Source organism: Marinomonas sp. (genome assembly GCF_039940335.1).
Lineage (GTDB): Bacteria > Pseudomonadota > Gammaproteobacteria > Pseudomonadales > Marinomonadaceae > Marinomonas.
This window is the reverse complement of the sequence record NZ_JBDVGW010000016.1, coordinates 73,180-86,197: the sequence shown is the minus strand read 5'-3', so window position 1 is coordinate 86,197 and position 13,018 is coordinate 73,180. Positions and strand designations below refer to the sequence as shown.

9 protein-coding genes are annotated in these 13,018 nt (G+C 43.7%); 8 read left to right on the top strand and 1 reads right to left on the bottom strand.

Translation table 11 applies throughout. The annotated features are described in order from the left end of the window. The first annotated feature begins 4 nt into the window (after positions 1-4). The 7 genes from ABJF92_RS15490 to ABJF92_RS15460 all read left to right on the top strand — a co-directional run bounded on the left by ABJF92_RS15490 (position 5) and on the right by ABJF92_RS15460 (position 10,587). Complete coding sequence (locus ABJF92_RS15490) at positions 5-286, top strand: YeaC family protein (protein ID WP_446816675.1); 282 nt, start codon at positions 5-7, stop codon at positions 284-286. After that, positions 286-1,110 (top strand): DUF2797 domain-containing protein, encoded by an 825-nt coding sequence (locus tag ABJF92_RS15485; RefSeq protein ID WP_446816674.1) that lies wholly within the window; start codon positions 286-288, stop codon positions 1,108-1,110. The genes ABJF92_RS15490 and ABJF92_RS15485 overlap by 1 nt, the downstream gene beginning before the upstream one ends. 10 nt (positions 1,111-1,120) lie before the next feature. Continuing rightward, the gene (gene pepN / locus ABJF92_RS15480; RefSeq protein ID WP_446816673.1) at positions 1,121-3,754 is read left to right on the top strand and encodes an aminopeptidase N; all 2,634 of its coding nucleotides are present in this window, start codon (positions 1,121-1,123) and stop codon (positions 3,752-3,754) included. A 132-nt stretch (positions 3,755-3,886) separates the two neighbouring features. Beyond that, the gene (locus tag ABJF92_RS15475; protein WP_446816672.1) at positions 3,887-5,569 is read left to right on the top strand and encodes a hypothetical protein; all 1,683 of its coding nucleotides are present in this window, start codon (positions 3,887-3,889) and stop codon (positions 5,567-5,569) included. A 155-nt stretch (positions 5,570-5,724) separates the two neighbouring features. Next, positions 5,725-9,459 carry a methionine synthase gene (gene metH, locus ABJF92_RS15470; RefSeq protein ID WP_446816671.1) on the top strand — a complete coding sequence of 1,245 codons (3,735 nt, stop codon included), beginning with the start codon at positions 5,725-5,727 and terminating at the stop codon, positions 9,457-9,459. Positions 9,460-9,521: 62 nt separating this feature from the next. Further along, a complete protein-coding gene (gene cobO / locus ABJF92_RS15465; RefSeq protein ID WP_446816670.1) occupies positions 9,522-10,130 on the top strand; it encodes a cob(I)yrinic acid a,c-diamide adenosyltransferase in 609 nt (202 codons plus the stop codon). A 106-nt stretch (positions 10,131-10,236) separates the two neighbouring features. Then, positions 10,237-10,587 carry a RidA family protein gene (locus tag ABJF92_RS15460; RefSeq protein WP_446816669.1) on the top strand — a complete coding sequence of 117 codons (351 nt, stop codon included), beginning with the start codon at positions 10,237-10,239 and terminating at the stop codon, positions 10,585-10,587. Between the two features lie 41 nt (positions 10,588-10,628). On the opposite strand, the gene ABJF92_RS15455 is transcribed toward ABJF92_RS15460, so the two are convergent. Then, positions 10,629-11,120, bottom strand: coding sequence for a Crp/Fnr family transcriptional regulator (locus ABJF92_RS15455; RefSeq protein WP_446816668.1), 492 nt, complete (start codon positions 11,118-11,120; stop codon positions 10,629-10,631). A gap of 287 nt (positions 11,121-11,407) precedes the next feature. On the opposite strand from ABJF92_RS15455, the gene ABJF92_RS15450 reads away from it, so the two are divergent. Then, entirely contained in the window at positions 11,408-12,994 is a 1,587-nt protein-coding gene (locus ABJF92_RS15450; RefSeq protein WP_446816667.1) for an ABC-F family ATPase, read from the top strand. Positions 12,995-13,018: the final 24 nt, after the last annotated feature.

Below are 13,018 nucleotides of genomic sequence, written 5' to 3'. Positions count from 1 at the left end.
TGATATGAACTTTAAAGAAATGATCGACAATATGTCGCCCGAAGTTTACGCCAGCCTAAAACAAGCGGTTGAACTGGGAAAATGGCCAAATGGTGTACGTTTAACGCCCGAGCAGAAAGAGCTGAGTTTACAAGCGGTCATCACCTACGATTACAGCAATAAATCAGAGACGGACAGGGTTGGGTATATTAATACCGAGGTACACTCTGGTTGTGACAGCAAACAAACGACCGCAGAGCATGAAACCATCAAGTGGGTAGATAACTCGACTAAGGAAAACAATTAATGCTAACGGGTGATCTGAAAAAGATGCAGACCGAGGCTGTCGATGGCAAGGTTCAATACCGTCTGCAATTAGGCCAAGATAGCGTTCTCATGAATGAGTTATTAGGGCAAAAAGTACGTTTGGATTTTGCTGGCGTCATTCATTGTGTGAAGTGCCAAAAGGTGACAAAAAAATCTTTTAGTCAAGGTTACTGTTTTTCTTGTTTCAGAACTCTGGCAGCTTGTGATACCTGCATTATGAGCCCAGAGAAATGTCATTTCCATTTGGGAACTTGTCGTGATCCACAATGGGCCGAGCAGTTTTGCATGCAAAGTCATTATGTTTATCTCGCCAATTCGTCTGCCTTAAAGGTCGGTATTACAAGAGGGGATCAATTACCCACCCGTTGGATTGATCAGGGCGCAACCCAAGCAAGACCTTTATTTCGAGTGAGTAACCGCCGTATGTCTGGTTTGGTTGAAATGCTGTTTAAAAACGAAGTGGCAGATAAGACCAATTGGCGCAATATGCTAAAAGGATTGGATATCACCATGGACCTGGAGCGGGAACAAGAGCGCTTAATTGGACTCTTGTATGAAGGATTAGATGCCTTACAAAACGAGTTTGGTTTGCAAGCTATCACAGATTTGTCCGATGAAAATGAAACCCACGAATTTAGCTATCCCGTTCTAGAATACCCGACCAAAATTTCTAGCCTTAATGCCGAGAAAACACCAGTAATAGAAGGGACGCTAATGGGCATTAAAGGCCAATATTGGATGCTTGATACAGGCGTTATTAATATTCGTAAATATACTGGCTATCAAGCAAGTTTTACATTTTAGGAGAGAGCCCATGAAAGAGAGTCAACCTTCAGCGATATACTTAAAAGACTACCAAGTTCCTCCATTTTTGATTGATAAAACAGAACTTACTTTCGATCTTGATGAAACCACGACAGTTGTCACCTCACGCTTACACATGCGCCGTAACCCGGCTCGTGGTAAATCCACAGAGCCGCTAATTCTAGATGGCGGACCGGATGTAAAACTCGTAGCTGTGGCCATGGATGATTATCAGCTACCCCCTGAAGAGTATCGCTTAATCGGTGATAAACTCATTATTACCGCGACCGCCGATGAATTTTTGCTGACGTGTGAAACTCTCATTGAACCGCAGAACAACACACGCTTAGAAGGCTTGTACCGCTCCTCTTCGATGTTTTGCACCCAGTGTGAAGCTGAAGGTTTTCGCCATATTACCTATTATTTAGATCGCCCAGATGTGATGTCGGTTTTCACGACCACTATCATCGCAGACAGCAAACGTTATCCTGTCATGTTGTCTAATGGTAATGAGCTTGAACGAGGCATGACGGATGAAGGCAAGGCCTTTGTTGTTTGGCAAGACCCTTTTCCTAAACCTGCCTATTTGTTTGCCCTAGTGGCGGGTGATTTGGCAGTCAAAGATGACCATTTCGTGACCATGAGTGGTCGCAAGGTGGTGCTGCAGATATTCACTGAATCTCATAATATCGACAAGGTTGATTATGCCATGGAGGCCTTAAAACGCTCCATGCGTTGGGACGAAGAAGTCTATGGTCGTGAATATGATTTAGACATTTTTATGATAGTGGCTGTAGATGACTTTAATATGGGCGCCATGGAAAACAAGGGCTTAAACATATTTAACTCCTCTTGTTTGCTAGCTAGCCCAGAGACAACCACAGACGATGCGTATTTACGCGTAGAAGCCATTGTGGCTCACGAATATTTTCATAACTGGTCAGGAAACCGTGTCACTTGTCGTGATTGGTTTCAACTGAGTTTAAAAGAAGGCTTTACAGTATTTCGTGATCAGACCTTTTCTGCGGACATGCATTCAGAAACGGTTAAGCGTGTTGAAGACGTTTCCTTTCTGAAAACGGCTCAATTTGCCGAAGATGCAGGTCCAATGGCCCATCCGGTTAGACCTTCTTCTTTCATTGAGATTTCCAACTTCTATACGCTAACCGTGTATGAAAAAGGCGCTGAAATTGTGCGCATGATACATACCTTATTGGGTGAAGAGAAGTTCCGCCAGGGCTCGGATCTATACTTCGAACGACATGATGGGCAAGCGGTTACCTGTGACGATTTTATTGCAGCGATGGAAGACGCTTCTGGCGTAGATTTGAGCCATTTCTCACGCTGGTATTCTCAGGCCGGCACACCTGTGGTCACTGCTAAGGACGAATACGATGCTGAACAAGGTATCTACCGCCTCACTTTAGCGCAAGAAACCCCTGAGACGCCAAATCAACCAACCAAACTGCCTTTGCATATGCCGGTAAGAGTCGGCTTATTGGATGAAAGTGGAAATGAGTTGGAAGCTAGCTATCAAGGTAAAGCGTCTGTTGAGCATGTTTTAGACTTCACTCAGGGTAGCCAAGTATTTGAATTTACAGGTGTCAGTGAGTGCCCAGTGCCTTCTTTATATCGAGGTTTCTCAGCACCCGTTAAATTGCGTTATGACTACAGCAGTGAAAGTTTACTCACGCTAATGTCAGCTGATTCTGATGGCTTTAACCGTTGGAGTAGTGCGCAGCAGTTGGCAGTCAATGAACTCACGCAACTTATTGAGCAGGCAAAGAATGGGGTAGAGCTGTCAATTGACTCTCAACTCGCAAAAGGTTTCAAACGACTTCTTAGTGATGAAACCCTAGACCCTGCTATGGTCGCGTTAATTTTAGCGTTACCAAGTCAAGCTTACTTGTCTGAATTAGCAACCAGCATTTATCCGGCTGAGATCAAACAAGCCCGCGCCCATTTAAAAGCGTTATTAGCGAACAGTCTTAAAGATGAATTAAAGAAGACTTACCAGTCGTTGAATGCTCAGGTTGCCTATGAAGCAACCGCTACCGAGATTGCTCGTCGTAGTTTGAAAAATACCGCGCTGTCTTACTGGTTAGAAACCGCGGATGAGCAAGCTTTGGTCGCTGTAGCAGAGCAATTTAGTAACGCCAATAACATGACAGATCAATTCGCAGCCCTGTCTATTGCGGTTCAAAATTCTCATCCGCAGGCGGATACCTTCATGGATACTTTCTATCAGCAGTGGCAAAATGAGCCATTAGTGGTAAACAAATGGTTGATGTTAAGTGCAAGCCAAGAACGTCCTGATGCTTTAGGCGTCGTGACCGGCTTAATGAATCATCCAGCCTTCGATCTTAAAAACCCGAATAAAGTACGTTCGGTATTGGGTGGTTTTGGGCAAAGTGTTTCAGGTTTTCACAACCTTGATGGCAGTGGTTATACCTTTCTTGCCGATCAAATCATTGTCTTGAATAAGCGTAACCCACAGATCGCTTCTCGCTTGTGTACACCGCTGACCCGTTGGAAAAAAATGCAGCCAGAATTATCAAGCAAAATGAAAGCTCAGCTCGAACGCATTATGGCCGAAGAACTGTCTAAAGATGTTTATGAGGTGATCTCTAAAAGTTTGCTATAAATAAACCTTAAGCAATACCCTGATAAATTAGGGTATTGCTTTTCTCCTTACCTGAGGTTTTTTGCAATCTTTACAGAAATCTGGCATAAGAGATAACTTATTGTAGAACTTACGTTTATTTGGGAGTGAATAATGAACAAGTGTACGGCAGCGTTAATTCCTTTTGCTTTAGGTCTATTGGCGACAGCCTGTTCTACAAATTCCTCCCAACAGCAAACTGGTGTGGGTTCAACCGCGAGCTTGGAATCTAGTCAGATCCAATCTGAAACACTTTCCGACCTAAATTCTGCGCTTCAGAGCAAGAATCAAGAAATTGCCCAGTTAGAGCAGCAACTCAATGACAACACGGCACAACTCACTGAACTGCACAAAGCTTTAGATGAAAAAGATCAGCGGATTGCGGCGCTCGAAAAAGCCAACATAAATGCTGAAACCTTAGCAGAGCTAGAGCAGGAGAAGGGTCGTAGGCTTGAGTTAGAGGCTGAGTATGCTCAGTTAAAAGTTGAGAATGCCTCGCTCGTTGAACGTATTGCCGCATTAGAGCAAGAAAAAACTCAAAGCATAGTAACGGCTGTTCCGCCAATAGACCAACAAGCCGATCAAAGCCTTATTGCACCCGATTCAAAAACAGAGTTTCTTGCGTTAAATAAGAACTTTCAAACCTTAGATTCCGCCCATTATGCACTAGGGCAAAAATACCAGACCTTATTGACTGAGAACTCTCTGTTAGAAAGAAAGTATGCAAATTTGCAGGCTGAAAATCAGCATAACCAAGAAAGGTTAACGGAACTACAAGCCGAAAATTTAACGTTAGGCGGTGCGTTATCGGATGCACGAGCCCAGCACCAGCTTTTGTGGGACGAAATAAAAATCCTCAAAGCAAGCAATAATTCCGGCTTGATTGCAGCTAAGAATGATACGTTACAAGTGCAAGCGTCCGAGCAGCCATCAGTGAGCGAATCGCCTGTACAGACTTCCACTCAAACAGAAAATGAGTTATCGCTTCAGCTAGAGCAAAGTCAGTTGCGTGAATCGACTCTTAGCAAACAATTGGATGCATTAACTCGTCATACGAAAGATTTAGAACGCGCCATCATTGCGTATGAAAACGAACTGCAACTGGTCAATACAGAGCTAAATGAAAATGAACAGGCGGCCAGTGAGAGGCTGCAAGCACTTGGGGAGCAACGTGATCAGTTGTCTCAAGCTCAGCTAGCATTGCAAGAGGAGCTTATCGAAGCGAATCAGCGCCTTGCCACGAGTCAAACGGAACTGACAGAACTTGCTGAACACTTGAAAATGGTCGAACAAGCGTTGCAGACTCAACAAAACGAAAGCATCTCTTTGGTTGCGGCCATGGATGCTTTTGATGCCCAGTTAAACGCTAAATTAACGCCCCTACAATGGCAATTGCCCAATGAAATGGTGTTGCACAATACCTTTGAAGTGGTGGTCGCCACCCAAGTGGAGGGCGGCGTGTCAGGCCAAACCTATACGGCTCAACTCATTACCGACAGTGCCATCAACTTAATCAGCTCTGCCAGTGTCGACTCAGTGGTGCAAGACGGTAAGTTACAGTGGCGTTGGCGTTTATCGGGGTTGAATGAAAAACCTGAGGCCAGCCTACATTTATTGGTAAACCAGCAAATGAGTTATCAAAATCAAAAGGTCAGGCGACAGGTCTTGAATGAAAGTCGCAGTTTGGCACTGACTAACGATAACCTATTAGATAAATACGGCTATTGGGCCGCAGCCATATTGGCTGGATTGCTGGGTGGCTTCCTAGTTGGCCGGATCAATAAACGTAAAAATTAATCTGCTTAGCGAGTCTTTGTAAGGCCGAAGGTAGCGTCTCGCTATTTTTGGCCTTTTTTGATTAGATCATTCACTTTCACATTACTAATTTTCAACACTTTTTTATGCGCTTTTAGGTATAGTTACGCTGCATATTATTTTTTGAGGTAGTGACAGTGGTAAAGTCCGATTCGTATTCGATTATAGAAAAACGCTTAGCTGAAAATGTTCTGATCCTAGATGGTGCTATGGGTACCATGATTCAGGACTACAAGCTCGAAGAGGCCGATTATCGTGGTGAACGCTTTGCGGATTGGCAAAGTGATTTGAAGGGTAATAACGATCTACTGTCTTTAACTCAACCAAAAATCATTAAAGATATTTACAGCAGTTACTTAGGGGCTGGTGCGGATATCATAGAAACCAATACCTTCAACGCCAATGATATTTCCATGCTGGATTATCATATGGAAGCGCTAAGTTATGAGCTGAATTTTGAATCGGCACGCCTCGCTCGTGAAGCGGCGGATGAGTTCACGGCTCAAAACCCTAGCAAGCCAAGATTTGTTGCGGGTGCCGTTGGGCCTACCAGTCGTACTTGTAGTATTTCTCCAGATGTAAATGATCCAGGCTATCGTAATGTTCACTTCGATGAACTGGTGGCGGCTTACACCATTGCCGTGGATGGTTTGATTAAGGGGGGCGTAGACCTCATCTTGATCGAAACCATTTTTGACACCCTAAATGCAAAAGCGGCTATCTATGCGGTGCTGGATTATTTCGAAAAAACCGGTGTCCGTTACCCGATCATGATTTCAGGGACTATTACCGATGCGTCGGGTCGAACTCTCTCTGGTCAAACAACTGAAGCTTTCTGGAACTCTATTTCACACGCTAAGCCACTTTCTGTAGGCCTTAACTGTGCTTTAGGGCCTAAAGATTTAAGACAATATGTAGAAGAACTTTCACGTATTGCTGATACCCATGTGTCCGCACACCCAAATGCGGGCTTGCCAAATGCCTTTGGTGAATACGATGAAAGCCCAGAAGAAATGCTTGAAGAGATTCAAGAGTGGGTTGACGCTGGCTTCTTAAACATCGTGGGTGGCTGTTGTGGTACTGACCCAAGCCATATTCAAACCTTTGCTGAAGCTTTCGCCGAAGCCACGCCTCGGACGATCCCTGAAGTTAAAAAAGCCTGTCGTTTATCAGGTTTAGAGCCCTTTAATATTGATGGTAATAGCCTGTTTGTTAACGTTGGTGAGCGAACTAACGTAACTGGTTCTGCTATGTTCAAGCGTCTTATTAAAGAAGGGGATTTTGATACAGCACTGGATGTCGCTCGTCAGCAAGTAGAAAATGGCGCACAAATAATAGACATCAACATGGATGAGGGCATGCTGGACTCTCAAGCGGCCATGGAGCGCTTTTTGAAACTGATCGCTTCAGAGCCGGATATTTCTCGTGTGCCTATTATGTTGGATTCGTCTAAATGGGAAATTTTAGAAGCAGGTCTCAAATGGCTGCAAGGTAAAGGGGTTGTTAACTCGATCAGCATGAAAGAAGGTGAAGATAAGTTCATCGAACAAGCTCGTACATTAATGAAGTATGGTGCTGCGGTGATCGTAATGGCCTTCGATGAAGTGGGCCAGGCCGACACCCGTGAACGTAAGATAGAGATTTGCCGTCGATCTTATCATTTGCTTGTTGATGTAGTTGGCTTCCCACCAGAAGACATAATTTTTGATCCAAACATTTTCGCCATTGCTACGGGTATCGAAGAGCATAACCGTTACGCATTGGATTTTATCGAGGCGACGGGTGACATTGCTCGTGAGCTGCCTTATGCGAAAGTGTCAGGTGGCGTATCCAACGTCTCTTTCTCCTTTAGGGGAAACAATCCTGTTCGGGAAGCGATTCACGCGGTGTTCTTATACCATGCCATAAAGCAAGGTATGACCATGGGCATAGTGAACGCTGGCCAATTGGCACTTTATGAAGACATCCCTGTTAAGTTACGTGATGCAGTAGAGGATGCGGTACTAAACCGTACACCTGATGCGACGGATAATTTGTTGGCTATTGCCGGTGAGTTTGCTGGAACGGGAGAGGTTGTCGAAAAAGAAACCCAAGAATGGCGTGCTTTACCTGTCAATGAGCGTTTAAGCCACGCTTTAGTGAAAGGCATTACTGAGTTCATTGATGAAGACACTGAAGAAGCGCGTTTGTCTCACGATCGTCCTTTGCAAGTCATTGAAGGGCCGTTAATGGATGGTATGGGCATTGTTGGTGATCTTTTTGGTTCCGGTAAGATGTTCCTTCCTCAAGTGGTAAAGTCAGCTCGCGTCATGAAGAAAGCGGTTGCTTATCTGATGCCGTTTATTGAGGAAGAAAAAGCTCGCAATCTCGATACGGCTTCATCCAGTAATGGCAAGATTGTGATGGCGACCGTAAAAGGGGATGTACACGACATCGGTAAGAATATCGTTGGTGTTGTATTACAGTGTAATAACTTTGAAGTCATTGACCTAGGTGTCATGGTACCAGCTGAAAAAATCCTCCGCACAGCAAAAGAAGAGGGTGCAGACATGATTGGACTGTCCGGACTTATTACGCCTTCGTTGGATGAGATGGTTCATGTGGCGAAAGAAATGGAACGTCAAGGCTTTGACCTACCTGTACTTATTGGTGGGGCGACTACTTCTAAAGCGCATACCGCCGTTAAAATTGAGCAAAACTACAAACGCAATCAAGTTGTTCATGTTACCAATGCTTCACGAAGTGTTGGGGTTGCTAGCGCGTTATTATCAAAAGATGCGGATCGTCGTCAGGCGTTTGTGGACGACATTAAATCTGATTACGAAAAAACACGAATTCGCTATAAAGACAGAGCGAAAGCCGGTCGTCGTGTTTCCTTAGAAAAAGCAAGAGCCAACAAAACGCCAGTAGACTTCACCCAAGGTATCAGTGTGCCTAAGCAATTAGGGGTTACCGTACTGACAGAGAAGGATATTTCTCTTGAGGAAGTAAAGAGCTACATTGATTGGACACCTTTCTTCCAAACATGGGAATTGGCCGGTGCCTACCCTCGCATACTCACTGATGAAGTCGTCGGTGTAGAAGCTACTCGGGTTTATCAAGATGCATTAGTTATGTTAGAAGAGGTAATCAGTCAAGCAAGCTTGCAAGCACGTGCAGTAGTGGGTTTATTCCCTGCCAATCAGGTGAATGATGACGACATAGAGTTATACAAGGATGACACTCGTGAAGAAGTCATTGAAACCTTGTCTTTCTTGCGTATTCAAAACGAACTCACGGCACCGGGGAAATATAACCAGTGTTTAGCGGATTTTGTTGCGCCTAAAACGGCTAATATTCCAGATTACATGGGGGCATTTGCTTGTGCCGCAGGTTTTGGTATTGATCCGTTGGTCGAAAAGTACGAAGCAGATCATGATGATTACAACTCCATTATGATTAAAGCGGTAGCCGATCGCCTAGCCGAAGCGACAGCTGAATATCTGCATGAAAAAGTCCGTAAAGAGATCTGGGGGTATGCGGCAGATGAGTCCCTATCCAATGCGGAATTAATTAAGGAAAAATATCAGGGTATGCGTCCAGCTCCGGGTTATCCAGCTTGCCCAGATCATACCGAAAAAGCCAAACTTTGGTCGTTGTTGGATGTGAAAGATAATATTGATATGGAAATTACGGAAAGCTTTGCAATGTTGCCAACCGCTGCAGTTAGCGGCTGGTACTTTGCCCATCCTGATGCCGGCTATTTTGGTGTTGGCAAAATCGGCCCTGATCAAGTCGATAGTTACGCTGAACGTAAGGGCATGTCGAAAGACGATGCTGAGCGTTGGCTAGCACCAAACCTAGGTTATGATCCAGAAGACGATCGAATCTAGAAAATACTAAAAGGCGTCTTTATAGACGCCTTTTTTATGCACCTAAATGTAAGGTAATAACCGTGGCAAAAACCATTAAAGATCCAAATCTGCACCAAAAGCGCATGCAGGCCATTAAAAATCATGTGGATAAACGCATTGCTAACGCCCAAGAAGATAAAGGTACCTTTGTACTATTAACAGGTAATGGTAAAGGCAAATCCAGTTCCGCTCTAGGTATGGTTGCACGAGCGTTAGGACACAATCTTAAGGTGGGAGTCGTGCAGTTCTTGAAAGGTGATTGGAATACTGGCGAGATAGATTTTTTCCGTACTCAGCCAGGTGTTGAGTGGCAAATCATGCCTTCAGGTTTTACTTGGGAAACCCAAAACCGTGAGGCTGATATTGAATCTTCTCAACAGGCGTGGCAAATGGCCGCTAGAATGTTACAAGATGCTAGTGTTGATTTGGTTGTTCTAGATGAACTCACGTATTTGCTCCATTATGAGTATCTTAATGAAGATGATGTGCTAGCGGCATTAATGGCTCGCCCTGAAAATCAGCATTTGGTGGTGACAGGTAGAGGGGCTAGTGATGCGTTGATCGCATTGGCGGATACGGTTAGTGAAGTAAAAGAAGTGAAACATGCTTTTAAAATAGGCATTAAGGCGCAGAAAGGTCTAGAGTTTTAATAAAATACAGAATTAAGTTTCTACGTTTGCTTGCAATACAGTGCTAAATTCTAATAATGGCTTGTTAGAATTGTTTTTTTAATAGATCAAAAAGGGTGATGAGAAGATGACGATTGAGCGTATGGAAGTAGGTCAACGTATGAGCCGTATTGTTAAGCACAACGGTACAATTTATCTGTGTGGCCAAGTGGCAGCTGATGCCTCTGCAGGTGTTCAAGAGCAAACGAAAACGATGCTTGATAAGGTTGAAACGCTACTTGAGCAAGCTGGTTCAGACAAATCTCATATCCTTTCCGCTACAATTTACATCCGTGATATGAAAGATTTCTCTGCTATGAACGAAATCTGGGATGCATGGGTGCCAGCTGGTGCGGCACCTGCCCGTGCTTGTGTTGAAGCTCGTATGGCACGAGCTGAACTTTTGGTTGAAGTTTCTGTGGTGGCTGCAGAGAAATAACTGACGGCTGGGTAATCGCTCGATTGCCCAGCTACTCAAAATTATAGAGCTCTAGTATTTTCCTTTTTCACAATCGTATTACCTAGAGAACGAATTGTTCTCGCCATTTCTCTTGAAAGGTTGAGTAATAAAATCCCAAAGTCAAAAGAGTGGTGGTCATGAAAATCACTAAACAATTGACTGTTTACTTCCAACAATATCCCGTCTTCAATGGCAACACCTTTTCCCACTCTGTCGTGTAAAGCTATCATGGAGACAAACCCCATGGCCTCGCCAAAACCGATTTCACGGGTAAAAGCCGTTTGGTTGTTGTGTTGTTTAAAATAGTTAACCTTGCCTTTTAGGATGATAAAAAAATTATCGCCTTTCTCGCCGTGCCGAAAAATAACATCATGCTGACTGGCTTGATATAGGACGCCATTTTCTAACAGATAGTTGATAGCATCATCGCTTAGGGCGCCAAACACCGAACCTTTTTTTAACTGCTCAATGGTTAGGCTTGAATCGAGCTCTACTTTTTCAATTACATTCATAGGTACTCCTTAAACCGCAGGAGGTAGAAGCCATTATTAGGAAGTCTGATGGCATAATATTTATTTATATTAATTTTATTGTAGGACTCAACTTACAAAATATCAGATTATTTTTACAAAGTTTTGTTTTCTTATAGGGTTTCTCTGTATGGTTTTGAAAACTTGTGTATTTCGTCAGTTTATCTCTTTTCTAGGTTAGTGCTGTGTGAAAACTATGCGATAATAGTGCCAATCTATATGGCTTGTTGATCAAGCTAACCACTCATTATGTTAAACGGAAGAATGCTTTGTTAATTACTGCCAATATCACCATGCAATTTGGTGCCAAACCTTTATTTGAAAATGTTTCTGTTAAGTTTGCTGAAGGCAAGCGTTACGGTTTAATCGGCGCCAATGGCTGTGGTAAGTCCACCTTCATGAAAATCCTTGGGGGTGATTTAGAGCCCAGCGCTGGTAATGTATCGAAAGACCCTAACGAACGCTTAGGTAAGTTGAAGCAGGATCAATTTGCTTATGAAACATTTTCTGTGATCGATACAGTTATTATGGGTCACACTGAGTTGTGGGCAATTAAGTCTGAAAAGGATGCTATCTACGCCAACCCAGAAATGAGTGAAGAAGATGGTCTGCGTGCCGGTGATCTAGAAGCAGAATTTGCTGAGATGGATGGTTACACAGCAGATGCTCGTGCCGGAGAGTTGTTACTCGGCGTTGGTATTCCAACAGAACAGCATTATGGCTTAATGAGCGAAGTGGCACCAGGTCTTAAATTACGTGTATTGCTGGCCCAAGCATTGTTCTCAGATCCTGATATCCTGTTACTTGATGAGCCGACCAACAACTTGGACATTAATACTATCCGTTGGTTGGAAGGTGTTTTGGTTGAGCGCAACTGTACCATGATTATCATCTCCCACGACCGTCACTTCCTTAACTCGGTTTGTACCAATATGGCGGACTTGGATTACGGTGAGTTACGTTTGTTCTCTGGTAACTATGATGAATACATGACAGCTGCCACGCAATCTAGAGAAAGACTGTTAGCGGATAATGCTAAGAAGAAAGCGCAAATTAATGAATTGAAGTCTTTTGTGAGTCGATTCTCAGCCAATGCGTCCAAATCTAAACAAGCCACTTCACGAGCCAAGCAGATTGATAAAATACAGTTAGAAGAAGTGAAACCTTCTAGCCGCCAAAACCCTTTTATTCGCTTCGAGCAAGAAAAGAAGCTTCATCGTCAGGCGGTTCAAATTGAGAATTTGGCAAAATCCTATGATGAAGAATTGTTCAGTGGCCTGAATATGATGGTTGAGGTAGGTGAACGCATTGCCGTAATCGGACCCAATGGTATTGGTAAAACCACACTGCTTAAATGTTTAGTGGGTGATACTGAACTAACTAAAGGTGAAGTGAAGTGGTCAGAAAATTCAAATATTGGCTATTACGCACAAGACCACGCCCATGAATTTGAAAAGGATGTCGATCTTATTGAGTGGATGGGCCAATGGGGGCAAGAAGGGGATGATGAGCAGGTAATCCGCGGCACTCTAGGTCGCTTGCTATTTTCCCAGAACGACATCAAGAAATCGGTGAAGGTTCTGTCGGGTGGTGAACAAGGTCGCATGTTGTTCGGTAAGTTGATGTTGCAACAGCCAAACGTTTTGGTAATGGATGAACCGACTAACCACATGGATATGGAATCTATCGAGTCATTGAACTTGGCGTTAGAGCATTACCCTGGCACCCTTATTTTTGTCAGTCATGACCGTGAGTTTGTATCTTCATTAGCAACACGTATTGTGGAAGTGACTGCTCAAGGTATTGTTGATTTTCACGGCACCTATGATGAGTATCTCGCTAAGCAAGAAGCTTAATTCTATTATTTTTGAGATGAAAAT